23 protein-coding genes and 1 pseudogene are annotated in these 17,129 nt (G+C 40.5%); 8 read left to right on the top strand and 16 right to left on the bottom strand.

Going from position 1 to position 17,129, the window contains the following annotated elements; all coding sequences use genetic code 11:
* Positions 1-322: hypothetical protein (locus DWY55_RS22215; protein ID WP_207806436.1), on the top strand; the 322-nt coding region annotated here is incomplete at its 5' end.
* A 95-nt stretch (positions 323-417) separates the two neighbouring features.
* Here the strand turns inward: DWY55_RS22215 and DWY55_RS20615 are convergent.
* Complete coding sequence (locus DWY55_RS20615; protein WP_243633684.1) at positions 418-1,023, bottom strand: hypothetical protein; 606 nt, start codon at positions 1,021-1,023, stop codon at positions 418-420.
* 136 nt (positions 1,024-1,159) lie between these two features.
* On the opposite strand from DWY55_RS20615, the gene DWY55_RS20610 reads away from it, so the two are divergent.
* The 6 genes from DWY55_RS20610 to DWY55_RS20585 all read left to right on the top strand — a co-directional run bounded on the left by DWY55_RS20610 (position 1,160) and on the right by DWY55_RS20585 (position 5,270).
* The gene (locus DWY55_RS20610; protein WP_117952271.1) at positions 1,160-2,440 is read left to right on the top strand and encodes a DUF3440 domain-containing protein; all 1,281 of its coding nucleotides are present in this window, start codon (positions 1,160-1,162) and stop codon (positions 2,438-2,440) included.
* A gap of 199 nt (positions 2,441-2,639) precedes the next feature.
* Positions 2,640-3,095 (top strand): hypothetical protein, encoded by a 456-nt coding sequence (locus DWY55_RS20605; protein WP_117952248.1) that lies wholly within the window; start codon positions 2,640-2,642, stop codon positions 3,093-3,095.
* A 37-nt stretch (positions 3,096-3,132) separates the two neighbouring features.
* The gene (locus tag DWY55_RS20600; RefSeq protein ID WP_133303496.1) at positions 3,133-3,495 is read left to right on the top strand and encodes a hypothetical protein; all 363 of its coding nucleotides are present in this window, start codon (positions 3,133-3,135) and stop codon (positions 3,493-3,495) included.
* Positions 3,486-3,695: a helix-turn-helix domain-containing protein gene (locus tag DWY55_RS20595; RefSeq protein ID WP_120178335.1), complete on the top strand. Its 210-nt coding sequence runs from the start codon at positions 3,486-3,488 to the stop codon at positions 3,693-3,695. Before DWY55_RS20600 ends, DWY55_RS20595 begins: the two co-directional genes overlap by 10 nt.
* Positions 3,696-3,807: 112 nt before the next feature.
* Positions 3,808-4,971: an IS4 family transposase gene (locus DWY55_RS20590; RefSeq protein ID WP_008666211.1), complete on the top strand. Its 1,164-nt coding sequence runs from the start codon at positions 3,808-3,810 to the stop codon at positions 4,969-4,971.
* 62 nt (positions 4,972-5,033) lie between these two features.
* On the top strand, positions 5,034-5,270 hold the full coding sequence (locus tag DWY55_RS20585; protein ID WP_117952242.1) for a DUF6965 family protein: 237 nt from the start codon (positions 5,034-5,036) through the stop codon (positions 5,268-5,270).
* Between the two features lie 245 nt (positions 5,271-5,515).
* Here DWY55_RS20585 and DWY55_RS20580 read toward each other — a convergent pair whose 3' ends face one another.
* The 14 genes and pseudogenes from DWY55_RS20580 to DWY55_RS20520 form a co-directional block, all read right to left on the bottom strand.
* Positions 5,516-5,728 (bottom strand): hypothetical protein, encoded by a 213-nt coding sequence (locus tag DWY55_RS20580; protein ID WP_117952238.1) that lies wholly within the window; start codon positions 5,726-5,728, stop codon positions 5,516-5,518.
* Positions 5,729-5,745: 17 nt separating this feature from the next.
* Positions 5,746-6,195, bottom strand: a complete 450-nt coding sequence (locus tag DWY55_RS20575; RefSeq protein ID WP_117952236.1) for a hypothetical protein — start codon at positions 6,193-6,195, stop codon at positions 5,746-5,748.
* 426 nt (positions 6,196-6,621) lie between these two features.
* A pseudogene (locus DWY55_RS20570) lies at positions 6,622-7,171 on the bottom strand (ORF6N domain-containing protein).
* A gap of 39 nt (positions 7,172-7,210) precedes the next feature.
* Positions 7,211-9,034 (bottom strand): fimbrillin family protein, encoded by a 1,824-nt coding sequence (locus DWY55_RS20565; RefSeq protein WP_165859532.1) that lies wholly within the window; start codon positions 9,032-9,034, stop codon positions 7,211-7,213.
* Between the two features lie 10 nt (positions 9,035-9,044).
* The gene (locus DWY55_RS20560; protein WP_117952269.1) at positions 9,045-9,833 is read right to left on the bottom strand and encodes a Fic family protein; all 789 of its coding nucleotides are present in this window, start codon (positions 9,831-9,833) and stop codon (positions 9,045-9,047) included.
* A gap of 12 nt (positions 9,834-9,845) precedes the next feature.
* On the bottom strand, positions 9,846-9,992 hold the full coding sequence (locus DWY55_RS22115; protein ID WP_165859046.1) for a hypothetical protein: 147 nt from the start codon (positions 9,990-9,992) through the stop codon (positions 9,846-9,848).
* A 112-nt stretch (positions 9,993-10,104) separates the two neighbouring features.
* Positions 10,105-10,323: a helix-turn-helix domain-containing protein gene (locus DWY55_RS20555; protein ID WP_117952229.1), complete on the bottom strand. Its 219-nt coding sequence runs from the start codon at positions 10,321-10,323 to the stop codon at positions 10,105-10,107.
* Positions 10,324-10,326: 3 nt separating this feature from the next.
* A complete protein-coding gene (locus DWY55_RS20550; protein ID WP_117952227.1) occupies positions 10,327-11,187 on the bottom strand; it encodes a virulence RhuM family protein in 861 nt (286 codons plus the stop codon).
* Positions 11,188-11,203: 16 nt separating this feature from the next.
* Complete coding sequence (locus DWY55_RS20545; protein WP_117952225.1) at positions 11,204-11,719, bottom strand: hypothetical protein; 516 nt, start codon at positions 11,717-11,719, stop codon at positions 11,204-11,206.
* Positions 11,720-11,750: 31 nt separating this feature from the next.
* Positions 11,751-11,939, bottom strand: a complete 189-nt coding sequence (locus tag DWY55_RS20540) for a hypothetical protein (RefSeq protein ID WP_117952223.1) — start codon at positions 11,937-11,939, stop codon at positions 11,751-11,753.
* A gap of 48 nt (positions 11,940-11,987) precedes the next feature.
* A complete protein-coding gene (locus DWY55_RS20535) occupies positions 11,988-12,767 on the bottom strand; it encodes a Fic family protein (RefSeq protein WP_117952221.1) in 780 nt (259 codons plus the stop codon).
* A 40-nt stretch (positions 12,768-12,807) separates the two neighbouring features.
* Positions 12,808-13,377 (bottom strand): ORF6N domain-containing protein, encoded by a 570-nt coding sequence (locus DWY55_RS20530; protein ID WP_117991524.1) that lies wholly within the window; start codon positions 13,375-13,377, stop codon positions 12,808-12,810.
* Positions 13,370-13,798, bottom strand: coding sequence for a hypothetical protein (locus DWY55_RS20525; RefSeq protein WP_117952217.1), 429 nt, complete (start codon positions 13,796-13,798; stop codon positions 13,370-13,372). Before DWY55_RS20525 ends, DWY55_RS20530 begins: the two co-directional genes overlap by 8 nt.
* 6 nt (positions 13,799-13,804) lie before the next feature.
* On the bottom strand, positions 13,805-14,656 hold the full coding sequence (locus DWY55_RS20520) for a ParA family protein (protein ID WP_117974811.1): 852 nt from the start codon (positions 14,654-14,656) through the stop codon (positions 13,805-13,807).
* A gap of 513 nt (positions 14,657-15,169) precedes the next feature.
* Between DWY55_RS20520 and DWY55_RS20515 the strand changes: the two genes are divergently transcribed.
* Positions 15,170-16,216, top strand: coding sequence for a site-specific integrase (locus DWY55_RS20515; RefSeq protein ID WP_117952213.1), 1,047 nt, complete (start codon positions 15,170-15,172; stop codon positions 16,214-16,216).
* A gap of 210 nt (positions 16,217-16,426) precedes the next feature.
* Here DWY55_RS20515 and DWY55_RS20510 read toward each other — a convergent pair.
* Positions 16,427-17,129: hypothetical protein (locus DWY55_RS20510; protein ID WP_207806434.1), on the bottom strand; the 703-nt coding region annotated here is incomplete at its 5' end.

The following is a 17,129-nucleotide window of genomic DNA, read 5'->3' as shown; positions in this document are numbered from 1 at the left end:
TTCTAACAGAACTCTAACAGCCAAATTCACTGTAATTGACACTAAAATTACAATAAAGTTCACCATACAAAACAATAGTTCGGTATCAATACAATCAATAAATCATGCCTATTCTTGCACTGATGGTTCTGTATATAAGGTTAATCATGGAGGAGGTATTGCTCCAGGACAAAAACATGAAGCTAGTATTTCCATCTCAAGCAGTAAGTTACCGATGACATTCATAAATGTTTCAGACTCATATCCGTCTGGCTTATCAGGGGCTTCATATCCGACTACAATTATAAGTACAACGAAAGAGGTTCTGGTCACAGCGAATTAATAATAATATCAGGAGGGAACAAGGCCGGCCTCAATTATGGGCCAGCCTTGTCTTCATAAGTTATGTACTGAAAAACTCTTCAGGAAATAATTTATTTAATAATCATATTTTCTCCAATCTGCTGATATATCCATATTCCTCGTTGCAGTAAAAGTATAACTGTGCAGGCGATTAGTGTCAGAGAAGGTCTTTATTGCCGCTCCGGAATCCAGATAGAATCCGGTACAATAATAATGGGTTACACTATAATCACCTACGATTTCATCTCCTTCAGCATAAATAGTTATCTCTTCACCATATTTTACAGTCTTCGTTTGTGCAGAATATGAAAGACTGCCTGCACTGAATCCTACTTTCCCTTTTCCTCCGGAAGCGCCACCGGCACTGGAATACAATTTGATGGTAACTTGTGAGGGAGCACCATCAGGGTTTGCTTGCCCACTAAACGCGGCACATATATGTGTTCCACGAAGGTAGTCTATGTCTTGGTCAATAAGTTCCGGACTGCTGCTGAATAATTTACCATTTTGGTACCAACCGATAAATTCCCCGTTTCCTGTCGATGTTGCGTATATCCTTTCCGGGAGATAACCATACTCATCCTCATATATCTTGTATGTTCTAACAAGATATCCCCCTGAGACCCTTTCTTCCACTTCGCCATAATCCAGTTCACCTAACGAACCTCCACGCTCATCCAAGTCCTCATCAACAATGCTGACTGTTAAGATGGGAGAAGAGGGTGCAGTAGCGGTGAATCTGGCTGTTAGAGTTCTGTTAGATTTATTGACGATTTGTATTAATTTTGCTGTCGGTTATAAAGTATTTATAGATGTTATGGAATTAAAGAATGTGTACGAACTAATCCAAGAAAGACTGGAGGTGATTTTTAAAGAGTTCGACAATATATACATTTCCTTTTCAGGTGGAAAGGATAGTGGAGTGTTGCTGAATTTATGTCTGGACTATATGCGTAGGAACCGGCTGAAACGCAGGATTGGAATGTTCCATATGGACTATGAGATACAGTACCGCATGACCATTGACTATGTGGACCGGGTATTGGAGGCAAACAAGGACATGCTGGACGTGTACCGTGTCTGCGTGCCGTTCCGTGTGCCGACCTGCACCTCCATGTACCAGAACTACTGGCGTCCCTGGGACGAAACGAAAAAGGAAGCGTGGGTCAGGGAGATGCCGGAGGAGGCAATGACCGTAAACGACTTCCCGTTCTACAACCGTAGGATGTGGGACTATGAATTTCAGTTGGAATTCTCCCGTTGGCTCCATCAACGGAAAGCCGCACGGCGTACCTGCTGTCTGGTAGGCATACGTACCCAGGAGAGCTACAACCGCTGGCGGACCATATACGGAAAGGAGAGGGAACGGTACAAGAATTACGAATGGAGCACGAAAATCGACGAGGATGTATATAACCTATACCCGCTGTTCGACTGGAAAACGGAGGACATATGGGTTGCCAACGGCAAGTTCCGATGGGATTACAATAAACTATACGACCTCTACTATCAAGCCGGGGTAAGCCTTGACCGGCAACGGGTGGCAAGTCCGTTCATCAGTGAGGCCATCGAGAGCCTTGCCTTGTATAAAGTCATTGACCCCAACACTTGGGGGCGGATGATAGGACGTGTAAACGGAGTCGGCTTTGCCGGACTTTACGGCAATACCCGTGCTGCAGGAAGGAGAGAGATACGTCTGCCGGATGGATATACCTGGAAGTCATTCATGGAATTCCTGCTCTCGACCCTGCCGGAACACACCCGGGAAAAATACCAGGCCAAGCTGGAAACCAGTATCAAATTCTGGAAGGAAAAGGGTGGAGTGCTCAGTGAGGAAGTTATACAGAAGCTGAAAGACCGCAATATCCCCATCCAGGTGGGTGACAGCACCAACTATAGGACAGACAAGAAGCCGGTACGGATGGACTACCTGGACGACATCGACATAGAGGAGTTCCGGGATATTCCCACCTATAAGCGTATGTGTATATGCATTCTGCGCAACGACCACACCTGCAAGTATATGGGGTTCGCCCTGACCAAGGAGGAAAACGAAATGAAGAACGAAGCCTTGAAAAAATACAAGGATATTTTATAAATGTACTATGATACCTAACCTTCAAATATAAAAAAGCCCCGACAAAAGCCGGGGCTTTTCATATTTCATAATGTTAAATATCACTTTTTGCAAAAAATATTTGTGCGCATATTTGCGCACATCAAAATAAATCACTATATTTGCAATATCAAAAAAACACAAGAAGTGGGGGCAACACTATAAAATCTGCAACAATGTTATGAAGACTCAAATTACAGACTTAATTAACGGTACAAGAGACATCCGTAGAGACTTATCCAATCCAAAGTACATTGACTGTCCGAAAGCCACATCGCATATTGGCTATGTTGGTACAAATTTTAAATTACGTGCTGAAATAGCAGAAAAAGTTATTGCGGAAAACCCTGATGGCATGGACGTTGAAATGTTCGGTAAGAAGTTCCATTTGTCTCGTTCATCTTCATTGTCCGGTAAGACGGTTTGGTTTTCTACAGAAATAACCCTTGATGACTTCATGCTGTTATCCGGCTATGCGGCAAGTCCATTCAGACAGAGCAAGGAATCTAAATTTGGACTGGAAATTAACAATGATATGAATGTACTGCTCCATAAGTGGTGTAGAGCCAATGATAAGGCTCAGATAAAGTATAGGGGGTATGATTATATTGACGAATCTTTTGTAACGATATTATAAATCATAAGCTGCGCTATCGGCATGACGGGCGATGAATATGGACAGACTTGTGAACCTTACACTTCCCGAATTTGCATTTGTGGAGGGCTCTGAACACGAAAAGAATAATATACTGTCTGGTCGGATAGTGATACTTCATATACGTTCTGCAAGTGTGGTAGAGATACTTGATAGGGATAATACCTTCCTCACCGAAGGCACTTTGGTCTACAATTTTTCTTTTGTTAACAGCTTTGGCATTAAAGAGCCAATGGTTGCCACATTACACTATAGTGCTACACTTAATAAGAATGCAGACCGTGAAATGATTATCAATGAGGTTATGAAACCTGCCGCACAGTGGTATTGTGAATATGCCAAGTGGGAGGATGAGAATATAAAAAAGGAAGGATGGAAATGAATGAGCGTGAACGGATAGGCGCATTACTCGCCCAAAAAAGAAATGAAGCCGGGTTGTCGGTCCGTGCGCTGGCTGAACTTGCCGGAGTAAGCTATCAGAACATCACCAAGATTGAGAATGGCAAGTATAATGTCAGCATTGACATCTTATCCAAGATAGTCAATGCGCTTAATTGTAAGATTGATATTGTCAATCATTAGTGTCCACTAAAAAATCATAGTCGTTCTTTGAAATTGTTGAAATTCAGTTTGTTGTAATGGTATTTGGTGCGCAACGATTTGAAATTACTTTTGCAGTCTGAATCAGACTGTTATGAATAAAGACAAATATGTTTTTTCTCAATTAGTCACATTTCTTGATGAGTTCAAGTTCTTGCGTATCGTCAAGAAGTATGAAGGCAACAAATACATTAAAAGCTATACCTGTTGGAATCAGTTGCTTACGATGATGTTCGGTCAACTTTCCAACCGTGAGAGTTTAAGAGACCTCATCGTGTCACTGGAGGCTCACACCGGAAAACTCTATCATCTGGGAATCGGCAAGTCCGTAACACGAAGCAATCTTAGCAAGGCTAACGAGCAACGTGACTATCGCATCTTCCAGGAATATGCAACCTTCATGATAGCCGAAGCGCGCAAGCGTAGAATCGAAAGAATCTTTGAGCTTGACGGTCATGTCTATGCTTTTGATTCCACCACGATTGACCTTTGTCTGTCAGTGTTCGAGTGGGCTAAATTCCGCAAGCATAAAGGCGGAATCAAGATGCATACGCTCTACGATGTGGAAGCGGAAGTTCCTGCATTTGTGCATATTACTCCTGCTAATATTCACGATACAAAAGCGATGTCTGTGATTCCTTATGAACGTGGTGCGCATTATATATTTGACCGTGGTTACAACGATTTTGGCAACTTGTATACGATAGACCGCATAGGTGCTTTCTTCGTTGTACGAGCCAAAACCAATGTACGCATCAAGCCCAAAACGTGGAAGCGAAGATTGCCTGAAGGTGTCATTTCTGATGTCATCGGATGTTTTACGGTTTATAAAAGTTCCAAGGATTACCCCGATGAACTTAGAAAGCTCATTGTTGAAGACCCCGAAAGTGGCACACGATACATTTTCCTGACGAACAATCTTGACGCTTCGGCTGAGCTGATTTCTCGGTTATACCGAAATAGATGGAGTGTGGAGCTGTTTTTCAAATGGATTAAACAACACCTTAAGATAAAGAGGTTTTGGGGAACTTCGGAGAATGCTGTACGCATACAAATATATTGTGCCATAATTACTTACTGCCTTGTGGCGATAGTACAACACGATATGAAGTTAGAGCGAAGCATCTACGAAACCTTGCAAATACTCGGCATCTCGCTAACCGATAAAACTCATCTTAGAGATTTGTTCGACAAATCGAATTTCAAAAATATCAAAGAGCTAAATGATTCAAGTGAATCGAATTTATTTAATTTTTAACCGACTAGTGACCAAAAAATTTTTAGTGGACACTAGTGATTGTCAATATATAAAGAAAAGATATGCCAGAAAGTAAATATGCTTATGACGAGGAATCCGTCAAGGCAATAATCGAATGGGCACAAACAACCCAGTTACCCAAGGAGGTGATGCTAAGTGAGGCAGAACATATTTTTGACACCTCCATGTATGTTAATGCGAATATCTGCGATATTAAGCAGCACTATCCGGATTCGTTCTACAATCCGGCCATTGACCGGCTGTATCGGTTGAAAGAATATATGGAAAATAATATGTAGGACTGTAGGAGCGTAGGAGGCTAATATTAGCCTCCTAATAAATACGCATCTACATATCTGGGAAATGATTCTTTATTTTATCACTATTTATCGCAAAATGTATTAGATGGGTTAGTCACTGATGATTTGAACTTGTTGCACCTTATAAGGTAGTCGAGGAAGTCCCCCCTCAAAAGGGCATTCCCTACCCTTTCAAATATAATAATCCCCCTACTTTCTCCCAGGAGTAAGGGGATTATTGTTTGTTACTGTTCTTGGTGGTTCATGGCGTATTCTTCATGCCAGGCAAGAAAAGCCCTGGCGCTTTCATCGCTTATTGGCCGAGTATCAATCCATTCTTTCCATTCATCGGTCAGTTCCGACTGTGCTTCAACGAACTCTACTAATGTTATTTTCCCTTCTTGTTGGAGCTGTACAAGCTCTTCGTAACTTTTGTTTTGCAATTCTTCAGTTTTCATAATCAAATTATTATTAGTTAAAGTACATGTTCACTTTCATCAAAGTTTTCGATTGAATAAACTACGAAGTCATCTGCCGAAAAACCTCCGGCAATATTACTTCGATGTGTTTTTGAAGTAATATATTTCTCAATACTTTTACAGATTGGATTATCTTTCTCTAATTCTTTGAAAGCAATATTTGCAAAATTATCTATGAATGGCGTTTCTAACTTTTCAAAAGCATCTCTGTTCTTTATATGCTTATACATCAACCACATAGGGAAAGTCATTTGCCAATCACTTTTTTTTATCATTATCGCTACTGCATCATATATAGCTTGTTCTTCATCAGTAAGTTTAAACCTCCTAATATTTTCAAAGCACCACACGATATACCCAATATCAGTAAGTATGATATATTTTATTTCTTGCCCTTTGTACTTACCAAAGGTCAATGTTCTTTCTTTTTTATCACTAATTTGCATTGCGGGCTAATATTACTTGATCTCTCATTTCTTATCCTTGTTTTGATGAATACTATTCTTCACTTTTTCAAAAAGCGATGACTATAATTCATCACTTCCATGTTTTGGGAATTTGCTTACTTTTCTCCGGTTGGTCGGGATGATATTTCTCTTCCTCTTCCATCTGAAGCCGGACGGAAGCGGCCATGAGCTGTGACAGTGGGACAATAGTAGTCCCGAATACCGCAAATGGCTCGTATTCTCCTTTATCATTCTGGATATACTTTCTTTCCCCTAAAACGAAGTATCTCTCCTTTTTCCTTGCTGCTGCTTATCTGAGCATCTTTAAGGTCTTGTAGCCGAAGGAAAGGGTACGCATAGGGAAAGACTCTATTCCGGTTGCAACATCCAGTTCCAATTTGAATCTGTATTTATTCTCTTCTACTATCATCTAAAGCCAATTGGATTACGTGGTTTCTCTTCAATCCTCTTCCTGACCTGAAGCTCGGCCAACGTCTGGTTGATCATCTCCAGTTGCATCCGGGTATCCTCGTTGATGTCGTTGTAATCGGTGAAAACTTCTTCCATGTAGGCTCGGAGTTCCTTTATCTGTTTCTCCAGTTCCCCCACTCTGTCTACCGGTGGATTGGCTATCAGTTGACGGATGGCGACGAAGGCACGAACGATTAAAACACTTGCTTGGATAGCTATATTGCTTCTGAGCACACTTAACCCCATGCTCTGTAAAAGCCAATGGAATAGCAGTCTTTGGTCGTTTATTTCGTGATGTCATCACAAATTGTGATGACATATTTTGCCATTCGTCCTTTGCCAGTTGATACATGAAGTCCTCCGGGAAACGCTCGATATTACGCTTCACCGCCTGATTGAGAGCCCGTGTTTCCACCTCGTACATTTCTGCCAGGTCAAAGTCCAGCATTACCTTCTGGCCCCGGTTCTTATATATCTTGCTTTGTATTAATTGTAGCTCGTCCATAAAGAATTTATTGCCGATTGATTACACTAATGCAATAAGTTAGTTATGCCAATGAGATTGTTCAAAGTTTAAATAATTGAGAGCCTTCAAGAATAGATTTGACTCCTCTTGGCTATTGTTAACTCTTGCAGCTAGTATCTCATCCAAATCGCACCGGAGCAGCACCCATTCGCCACTTCCTTCCGCTTTCCAATATAGGTGTATCATCGGTGTCGCATACCCTATTCCATCTGAAGTTCTGGGCATTTCTCTCTTTTGTGGGAATCTACATGGCATGCTCCCTTTCCAGAAACGGATTGTCGGCTGCAGGTCGATAGACATTCGGCCAATTTCATCCTGCCACTCGTCATCATTCACTGTATTTGTCCTCTTTGAAGACGGACGATAGCAGTGCCCGGTATAATCAAAAGTTCGTTCCCATACAGCCTTTATCTCACCTTTCAATGGAATTTTCCCCCGATTGGACAGAACATAGGTAATGTTGAAATTACTGTCGTATGGTCGGTTATGTATCACTACTCCTGTATTGGTCTCTTCCTCCACCTGAATCATACGAAGCGCCGGCAAATCAGTCTGCTCCTTAATGGCAAATGTCATATCCTCCCTGGTTACTTTATCAAGGTGATTGGCCTTTTGCCAGACGGTTTCCCCTTTCTTCCGGAAAAGCACGCCGAGTTCATAAGTCCCTGCTGGAGCCGTTACATAGGATCTTCTTGCAGTCCCTTTCATCATGGCGCCATTTTCAGCAACAATGGAACATGGCTGGAACTTATCCACTATATTCCCGGCATTGTCCATGAGCACCATACGGAAGTCCCCTTCCCATATATCCGGCATATTCCCGGTTTCCAGATCCAAGCCGGTCCAGTATCCGTAGAATCCGAACATAAATCCCTCATTCCGATAGATGTCGGTACCATATGGTACTACTCCAGGCTCAATATCAAACCAGTTACCTTCAGAATTGCCAAGGACAATATCATCAGTTTTGCCAAAAGTGCTCCAATAGCCTACATCAATCGGAAACTCCTCCAAGTCAATGGGGCTATTATATCCTCCTTTCAGCGTCAATGTATAGGTATAGGCTTTTCCGGCCTCCCATTGGTGACTTTCGGGAATGTCATAGACACGTTCTTCTCCGTCCACAACAACTGTAAGGGTTATTCCTTTTGCGGAGTTTACCGGAAGCATGATCGTTTCAACGGGTATGGGGTCTTTTGTGTCATCCAGGTAATAGTTGCCACCTGCCCGTAAGCTTCCTTTGCTTCCCATCGGAGTGGTGGTATTGTTTGCAGCGTTGTACTTTGCAGTGGTATGGATGCCGTTCCAGGTCAGGGATTCAATATGCCCTTCTCCGATATAATTGTTTTTCTTGATAGTTATCCGAACCAAGGAGAGCAGGTGTTTCATCTTGACCTCCACCTCAGGCTTTTCGGCTCCAACCGATGCGGAACCGGCCAAGTAATCTGTCTGGGAGCCAATGTCAATAGGAATCTCTCCGCTGCTTTTGATTACAGACGAATAGGGATAGTAACAGATAATATCCCTCATCTCATCAGCAAGCGCCACTTCTCCCCCACTCCATATTTTGCCATCATAAACAAATTTCTTGTTTATGCATGTGTCATTATAGAACAGTCCTATCTCGCTGTCAGGTTCAAAAGAGGAAACTGTACCTCTGGTTGTCACTTCATTCAGCATCTCTATGCTTGTAGAGAAGCACAACATCGTTTTAGGCTTGTCCGGTTCCGGTGCAGGCTCAGGAGTAGGCTCCGGTTCAGGCAGAATGGGGTCATTTCCCTTGTCGCAGGAAGCCAGGAGAAGCAATGTTGCCATAATGCTGGGAATAATCAGTTTTTTCATATTGTTCATTTTACTTAAAATCAAAATTATAGTCTTCATTCATAGATTTTTTTCGAGCCAGTTCCTTCTCCATCCGTCCAATGGCTATGGAAAAAAAGAATTCCACCATGGGGGCTGTGTTACGCTCATCCCGGCATGCTTTAAGAGCGCCGATGTATTTTTCCCTATCTGTACTTTCAATGAGGAGCATAGGATATCCTAATTTGACTAAAATGAAATTAGACAACAATCGTCCAAGCCGTCCATTCCCATCCCGGAACGGATGCAGGAAAATGAAATGCTTATGGAACTGTGCTGCAATTTCTATGGGATGTACCGGCAATTGTTCTATTGCTTTCTGTGTAGCTTCCATTAGCTTAGGAACACGGGCAATCAGTTCTTCATGATCGCCAAAAATTGTATCACCAGCTCCCATGTCAGTATTGGTATATTCTCCTGGCACTGCATCTTTATATCGGTATGTTAGCGTATGCTGGGTCAGAATCCGATGTGTCTCCTTAACTAACTGTTCTGTTAGTGGCAGCTCTGTTTGCCCCATTAGAAAATCATACGCATTGAAGTGATCCAGTATCTCAAATGCTTCAAAGAGAGTTTTGCCTTGTGGTATCATTCCCAGCCCTTTTTCTTTCAAAGCTCTTGTGTCATCTACAGAGAAGGTGTTGCCTTCGATTGCACAGCTATGAGCTGAGAAGAGTATCTCATTGTACTCTTTCAGATCCTCTACATTGAATTTATCAATGACGGTGGTTTTATACTCTCTCAATAAGGTATTATACCTTTCAATCTCTCTTTCAAACATAACCATTCTGTTTTATTTGTCCTCTATGAACTCATCCTCATACACCCAAATATGTTTGCCACTTCCGCAAATCTCCACTTCCCACTTGGTATCCCATTTCTCGATTAGAATAATGTTCCGGTACCCTAAGTAGGGTTCAATCAATGTCGCTGTTCTCATTTATATAGCTTTATTAGTATTACTCTGCAAAGATACAAATAAAAAGAACATGGGCAAATATACCCGTAATAAAAATTACTGATATATGCTATGTTTTATAACACACTAGTCGCTAAATGGGTCTGAAATCAATTTCAACACCTAAAGCATCACCTATACGACTCAATATTTCTAGACTTGGGTTATATTTGCCAAGTTCTATTTTTCCAATGTTAGATGAATCTATTCCAGTTAGTTGCGCTAATTTAAATTGCGACAACCCTTTCTCCTTCCGGAGTTCGGCAATTCTTTTCCCTATACGTATCTTATGATTAATTTCTGTTGCTTCCATATTCTAAAGTAAATTGGTTATCATTTCTGCGGGCAAGCTCAGCTTTGAGAACGCGAACCATTTTTTTCCTAAGTCCTTCAGTGATGCGCCGATATGATATACAGCATCGTCCACAATCAAGAAACGGTCATGAGAGAGCTTGCATGTCCGGACATCGACGGGCGGGTACTGGTCCTTATGTCTGTCAAGGTCGAGCTGGAACTGCGGAGTGATGCGCTGCGTGTAGATGGTGGCCGTTACTCCCGGTTGCCGTTTGCTCAGCATGAGCAGCACGCTCTCATCAACATAGTTGTCAATGAGTACAAGCGACTGTCTGGCAGACTTGATAAGATCCGAAGCGAATTTATAGGCATCGAAGATCTGGCCGTCGAAGAAGATGCCCTCTACCGGGGGAAGGGATGTGCGGACAAAGAAATCGACTTTATTTGTTAGCTCTTCCAGTTGCCGGTCATGGGCAGTCAGCCTTGAATCCGTTTTATTCTCCAGTTGGTTAATACGTTGATTGATGGAATAGCCTTTCAAAAGGTATTCTTTCAACACCTTGTTTGCCCACTGTCTAAATTGAGTACCCCGTTGACTCTTTACCCGATATCCGACAGATATAATTACATCAAGATTATAATAATCCACTTGATAAGTCTTACCATCAGAAGCAGTATAGGCAAATTTTGCCCAAACTGAATCCTTTATCAATTCTCCCTCTTTGAAGATATTCCGGATATGTTTTCCAATGACACTAATATCTCGGCCAAACAAATGAGACATTTCATCAATAGAAAGCCATACCGTTTCATTTTCCAAACGAACATCCAGCTTTATTTCTTCGTCTGGCTGGTATAATATGATTTCTCCTTGATTCCCCATTATTATATCTTTCCTGTTATTGGTTCATATAATTCAAAAGCAATTCCTTATCTTCCCTACTCGCTCTTTCCCAAAACTGTGACCAGTTCTTATAATTGCCATACCGGTCTATATTGTTATCGCTTACTGTTTGCCACGCTGAAGGACTGACTTTCTTCAGTTCATCAAGGCTATGGTTATATCCGAAGAGAAAAAAAGAATGTACAATTTCTGTCTCAAAAGGATATATCTCCGAACGGTTTTTACCTTCACAAATTTGTGCTGTTATCCGGCTGTCATAGTCCGGGTATTTATCCGGCTCTACTTCCACGTCCAGAGCCTCAAGCAGCCATCTTTTTATATCATCGTTACTGTTCAGGTAGAAATCAAATACATCACCTTTCTTGCTCGCCCACTTATTCAGGACGTGCTTGTATAATTCATTGTCAAGTTCTCCATAAATTAATTTATCTATGAAGGCGGTATTGATTACCCCATTGACGATTGCTGCCGTAACAGCGTCAATAGCCAGTATTGCTTTCTGTGTATTCATATTTTTAATATTTAAGTTGACTAATAGGGAATTATAAAGTTAAATTATAGTCTGCCTCAATAAGAAAGAATACTTCCTTTGTATTTTTATAAACTCTACGTTTTGCACCGAGAGCTTTTAGCTTTCGATAAGAAATCATAGCTTTCGTGTCTTCTACGGAATCCACGCCGTCAATGATTGTATGGATCTTGATGTTCTTCTCAGTAACTTTCCATGCCATAGTATTTTTTTATTAGTTATTAAAGTTCCAAACCATAGTCCACCCCTCCTACCTATTCTTGTTCAGGTCAAAAGTAGGTTCTCCAGACAAAGATAATTCATTAATTCGCTCTATCTGCCGGTTAAGGAAATAATCCGTATATCCGGAATAATTCCCTGTTTCATAGAAAGAAATCAGTCCTTTCCTATAGTGGAGGATATCCGCATCCTTTGCGGAATATACCGGAATCAAATCAGCATTCATCATAACGATGCTTTCCATCATACGTGAGGTACGTTTGTTCCCGTCAATGAAGGGCTGGAGCTTGGCTATATTACAATGTAGATAAATGGCTCTCTCCAGTGGATTGCTATATAATTCCTGGTTAAAGAATATTTCGTTTAAGGCCATCCGTATCTCCCGGATTTCTTTTGGCGGGATATATTCCGTACCGGTAATCCGTACAGCACGGGAGCGCAGCATACCGGACTCTTCACTGGATACCAACTCACTGGAGATGGTACGATGTAACCGAAACAAGGTACGTTCACCTATTTGCTCCAGATTATGCTCCTTATTGATATATTCCATTTCGGAAACAAAAGTATTATAGAGGTTTTTCAGCATCTTGGCGTCCTCATATCTCTTTTCCGATGTGATATTATCTTTCAGTAAAGCTTCTGTCTCCACATATGTGTAGGTGTTTCCCTCTATCTTTCCAGAGTAATAACACCACACTACTGCCAGGTCCTTTATCTCGGAAGATGTCAATGAAGAAAGTTTAGCGTGCTTGTTCGTAATGATGAAGTCAGCCTTTTTCTTTTGTATATCATTGAAGATAGGAATCATAATTTATAATATTTACGTATTGACAAATAGGGAAAAACGACTATTCATAGGCCCGGAATCCAATCGGGTTACGTGGTTTCTCTTCAACCTTCTTCCTGACCTGAAGCTCGGCCAACGTCTGGTTGATCATCTCCAGTTGCATCCGGGTATCCTCGTTGATGTCGTTATAATCGGTAAAAACTTCTTCCATGTAGGCCCGAAGTTCCTGCATTTGCTTTTCCAGTTCTCCCACTCTGTCTACCGGTGGATTGGCTATCAGCTGGCGGATGGCGACGAAGGCACGCATGATACTCATATTGATTTGTATGGCTGCCTTTGAATTTAAAACACTGCTAAGCATAGCAACTCCTAATTCCGTAAAAGCATAAGGAGAACGTCTCATACCCATCTTTATAGAATTGGACATCACAATTTGTGATTTCCAATTCAATGTTTCTTCTTTTGTCAGTTGAAACATGAAGTCCTCCGGGAAACGCTCGATATTACGCTTCACCGCCTGATTGAGAGCTCGTGTTTCCACCTCGTACATTTCTGCCAGGTCAAAGTCCAGCATTACCTTCTGGCCCCGGATCTCATATATCCTGCTTTGGATTAATTGCAGCTCATCCATTTATAATATTTTCGGAGGTCATATTCTTCATTAACTTGTACAGCTCTTTGGTCTGAGGATATTTATCATCAAGATATTCTTCTATGATCGTACCCATTAACCTTGCAATGCTTATCCGCTCACCTTTCTTTGCAGTGCTATTCTTTAATTTTTTAACCTGCTCGAGACGAAATAGAGTCTCCGATGTCAGAATGGCATTTCTTAATAAAGTTTCTGTGGTACTGTCCTTATTCTCCACAACTGTGGCGACTTCGCTTATTGCTTTTTCACCTTTAGCAACCGTCTCGGCAGTGTTTTCTTCTTTCATTTCCTCATTATTTTCTAGAGAGGCTGTTTTTTTATTCTCCGCTTTGGGCTTATTTGATTGAATTTGTTCCATATAACTGGATATCCCCAAATCTGTTACTTTCTTGTTGGCCATAGTCTATTATTTTTTGAGATTATTCAACTGTTCGATTACGCTTTCATCATCCGGATGTTCTCCCAACCATGCACTAAGAATTTTTTCTTTCCAGTCCTCAGGTCTTGTCTCCCCTGTTATTTCTTCAGCAAGGCTTATGTAGTCCTCGGCGCCATTGGCGTCTATACTATGCTCAAATATGCTTTTATGTCTCAGAGGTGTTTCGTCAAACTTAACATTCCGCCTGATTTTAGTCTGGAATATCTTACCGGGATATGCATGGTTAAAATATTCAAGCGTCTGCTTACTTATACGTGTGTTCTTGTCATACTTGATCACAAGAAACCCAAGTATATCCAGTTTCTCATTAATATTCTCCTTCACATCCTGAATTGAATCAAGCAGGTCTTGCATGCCCTGCAGAGAGAAGCCGGAGCATTCAGCTGGTATCAATACGCTATCACTCGCACTCATTGCATTATCATTCACGATGCCGTCTTTAGGTGCGCAGTCTATTAAAATGTAATCAAAGTTATCTTTGATTAGCGATAATTTTTTAGTCAATATTCTTTCCCTATTTTTTCGTTTCATCAAGTCTATTTCAATGTCGCGAAGTTTTTTGTGTGCAGGAATAAAACAAAAACCCTTATAGTGCTCATAAACAGGAATAGAGCAATCATCCTGAGTAATCCACTCGTATATTGTACTATCATTTTCTGTTTGGTCAAACCCCACAAGATTTGTTAGGTTACATTGAGGATCTGTATCTATCATTAAAACCCTTTTCCCCATTATCCAAAGGGCTGTTGCTAAGTTGATTGTAGTAGTAGTCTTCCCTACGCCACCTTTGAAATTTAGATTAGAAATTACTGTTGCCATATCATTCACGTTTTATTTCTTGCATTTAATGCTTCAAATATACACATAAGTTCTTTATTTGATGCTGTAACATTCTAATATTATAATATTTTAATGTTATGACATACAAACTCTGTAATATTGCAATTCTACAATATTAATAATAATGCAACATTATGACGTTATAATATAAAAGAGTTATAATATAATAACATTACAATATTGTAGCATTGTTAATACTATAGCATTTAAATATTATAATATTAAAATATAATAGCATTACAATATCAAAAATGTAAAGATTACAACTCCGTGGCATTACAACACTACGATGCTATAACATTATAGTATTGCAATACTATAGTATAAACATATCAATTTTCATCCTATTAGTAATGTACTTCAATTGGTATATGAGCTTTCTTGTACTTGTTGTGTGAAAAAAGAACATAATAATCCTCATAATCGGCAAGACAGCTGTTCAAAAGCAAATTTGTATTATTTTTGCGTCATGAAAAAACGGCAGACAAAGTGATGGATATCGAAACTGCAATAAGCAATTTTCTGAGTGAGTTACGCAAAATGGGACTGGACAATAACGGCGCTCTACTAATCCAGATGCAGATAAATGGCATAAACCATATAATGAGCTATGGGAATTTGAATAATCTCGCAGCACCAGCTAGGACAATAGGGAAGAAGGGGAATAGCTTAGTCAAGTTTATGGAGAAGGAAATCCAGATTGCCGCTGTCAGGGAGAGTACCAAAAAGCTCCATTTGGATACGCTGAACCAAATCAAAGGCTTTTCACCGAATGCAAGTCTCCAGGAAATGTCAAGTGACTTTCTCCTAAAATTTGAGATTTACATGCGTGAGGAATGTAGGCTGTCAACAAATACGATAGCACGGCACATGAAGTCACTCAAGCGATATGTTAATGTAGCACGAAAGAAGGGAATAATCACAGAATACCCATTCTTGAACTATACAATCAGAACGGAACAAGTACATAGAGATGCACTTACAGAGAAGGAGCTTGAGATACTGGAAAAATATCGAGAAAGCCTATCAGAGCCTAATGAAGTTTTAAACGCTTTTCTCTTCAGCTGTTATACTGGCCTGAGATATTCGGATGTGCGCATATTTACAAAGCAGAATATCTGCACTATCAATCACAAAAGATGGATAGTCCTTAAAATGTATAAGACAAACAAGGAGATTCGTATACCGTTAAGTACAATCTTCGAAGGCAAGGCGCTGAAACTGGCAAAATCAATCTCAAGAACAAGGGGAGTGTTGTTTCATGTAGGCAGTAATCAGCAAGCCAATAGGGTCTTGAAGAGGATTGCCAAAAAAGTCGGAATAAAGAAAATGACATTCCACACAGCCCGCCATACTTGTGCAACATTATTGTTATACAGAGGAGTCAGTATTACCACTGTCCAGACAGTCCTAGGTCATCAGAGTGTCAAAACGACACAGATATACAGTGCTGTTACAGATCTTACTCTAGAAAAAGAATTGAAGAAAGCAAACGGAAAAAGGAATAGAGTAGGGAAGGGGAGAAAACCAAAAGGATAGAGATACGCAGCTTTTCTTTTAATACACCAATCCCCTATACCATTTGGTATTGGTGTATTAAAAGGAAAACATAATAAACTGCAAGAAAAATAAAGACAAAGAGTTAAAATTAATCAATATCAAAAAAATGAAATTGGCCAATATTAAGATGGAGTAGGGGGGATATAAGAGCTCTCCCCCCCATCTCTCTCCCTCTTTGTGCTTTCAGTTTTACCTTTTGTAATAAACAAAGTCTGCATATATGTCCATATTCTTAGTTACAGTGAATGTATATGATGCAGATACATGATTGAAATCAAAACCTATTAGTTTAGTACCTCCTGCCGTATAGAATCCATTCACATAATACCACCAAGGTGCATTTTGCCAATCACTGTCATCATTTCCGTTTCTTCCCAATCCATATACGGTGACTCGTGTACCATACTCAAATTCCTTGCTGATTGTTTTATGATTTATGTCATCAGAACTAAATCCCACATAATTGCCAACAGTTCCTACCCAACTTCCATTATCATAATGATCTGCATGAAGTGTAATTGTATATTTCCCTCCTCCACTCACTTTCTTAAAAGCGGCCAGAATTGTGGCGCCTTTCGTAATATTGGCTACATAGAGGTCCATATCCGACAACTCCAAAGATGAAGACAACAGTGAGCCATCATAATACCATCCTACAAATTCATAGTTTGAATTTTTCTCTATATAGAGATTGGGATAGTGCCCTCCATCGTCATATAGGGCATAAATAAGAGTGTTAGAGGTGCTTGTATGTCTTTCTGCTTCCCCTTCACCCATAATCTGTAACGTACCGGCATCTACTCCACCTCGTTCATCAAACTGTTCATCGGTAAATTTCACATAGAAGAGTGGGGATGTTGTTGTGAATTTGGCTGTTAGAGTTCTGTTAGAA

Source organism: Bacteroides sp. AF25-38AC (genome assembly GCF_003602995.1).
Lineage (GTDB): Bacteria > Bacteroidota > Bacteroidia > Bacteroidales > Bacteroidaceae > Bacteroides > Bacteroides uniformis.
This window is presented reverse-complemented; position numbering and strand designations above follow the sequence as displayed.

Excerpts from the sequence above, each read along its gene's own strand:
- DWY55_RS20595 (WP_120178335.1), top strand. The coding sequence starts at position 3,486 with ATGGAAATGAATGAGCGTGAACGGATAGGCGCATTACTCGCCCAAAAA.
- DWY55_RS20525 (WP_117952217.1), bottom strand. The coding sequence starts at position 13,798 with ATGGCCAACAAGAAAGTAACAGATTTGGGGATATCCAGTTATATGGAA.
- DWY55_RS20565 (WP_165859532.1), bottom strand. The coding sequence starts at position 9,034 with ATGAAAAAACTGATTATTCCCAGCATTATGGCAACATTGCTTCTCCTG.
- DWY55_RS20520 (WP_117974811.1), bottom strand. The coding sequence starts at position 14,656 with ATGGCAACAGTAATTTCTAATCTAAATTTCAAAGGTGGCGTAGGGAAG.
- DWY55_RS20550 (WP_117952227.1), bottom strand. The coding sequence starts at position 11,187 with ATGGGGAATCAAGGAGAAATCATATTATACCAGCCAGACGAAGAAATA.
- DWY55_RS20590 (WP_008666211.1), top strand. The coding sequence starts at position 3,808 with ATGAATAAAGACAAATATGTTTTTTCTCAATTAGTCACATTTCTTGAT.
- DWY55_RS20530 (WP_117991524.1), bottom strand. The coding sequence starts at position 13,377 with ATGGATGAGCTGCAATTAATCCAAAGCAGGATATATGAGATCCGGGGC.
- DWY55_RS20545 (WP_117952225.1), bottom strand. The coding sequence starts at position 11,719 with ATGAATACACAGAAAGCAATACTGGCTATTGACGCTGTTACGGCAGCA.
- DWY55_RS20560 (WP_117952269.1), bottom strand. The coding sequence starts at position 9,833 with ATGTTTGAAAGAGAGATTGAAAGGTATAATACCTTATTGAGAGAGTAT.
- DWY55_RS20555 (WP_117952229.1), bottom strand. The coding sequence starts at position 10,323 with ATGGAAGCAACAGAAATTAATCATAAGATACGTATAGGGAAAAGAATT.
- DWY55_RS20585 (WP_117952242.1), top strand. The coding sequence starts at position 5,034 with ATGCCAGAAAGTAAATATGCTTATGACGAGGAATCCGTCAAGGCAATA.
- DWY55_RS20515 (WP_117952213.1), top strand. The coding sequence starts at position 15,170 with ATGGATATCGAAACTGCAATAAGCAATTTTCTGAGTGAGTTACGCAAA.
- DWY55_RS20575 (WP_117952236.1), bottom strand. The coding sequence starts at position 6,195 with ATGCAAATTAGTGATAAAAAAGAAAGAACATTGACCTTTGGTAAGTAC.
- DWY55_RS20610 (WP_117952271.1), top strand. The coding sequence starts at position 1,160 with ATGGAATTAAAGAATGTGTACGAACTAATCCAAGAAAGACTGGAGGTG.
- DWY55_RS20600 (WP_133303496.1), top strand. The coding sequence starts at position 3,133 with ATGGACAGACTTGTGAACCTTACACTTCCCGAATTTGCATTTGTGGAG.
- DWY55_RS22115 (WP_165859046.1), bottom strand. The coding sequence starts at position 9,992 with ATGAGAACAGCGACATTGATTGAACCCTACTTAGGGTACCGGAACATT.
- DWY55_RS20580 (WP_117952238.1), bottom strand. The coding sequence starts at position 5,728 with ATGAAAACTGAAGAATTGCAAAACAAAAGTTACGAAGAGCTTGTACAG.
- DWY55_RS20605 (WP_117952248.1), top strand. The coding sequence starts at position 2,640 with ATGAAGACTCAAATTACAGACTTAATTAACGGTACAAGAGACATCCGT.
- DWY55_RS20535 (WP_117952221.1), bottom strand. The coding sequence starts at position 12,767 with ATGATTCCTATCTTCAATGATATACAAAAGAAAAAGGCTGACTTCATC.
- DWY55_RS20540 (WP_117952223.1), bottom strand. The coding sequence starts at position 11,939 with ATGGCATGGAAAGTTACTGAGAAGAACATCAAGATCCATACAATCATT.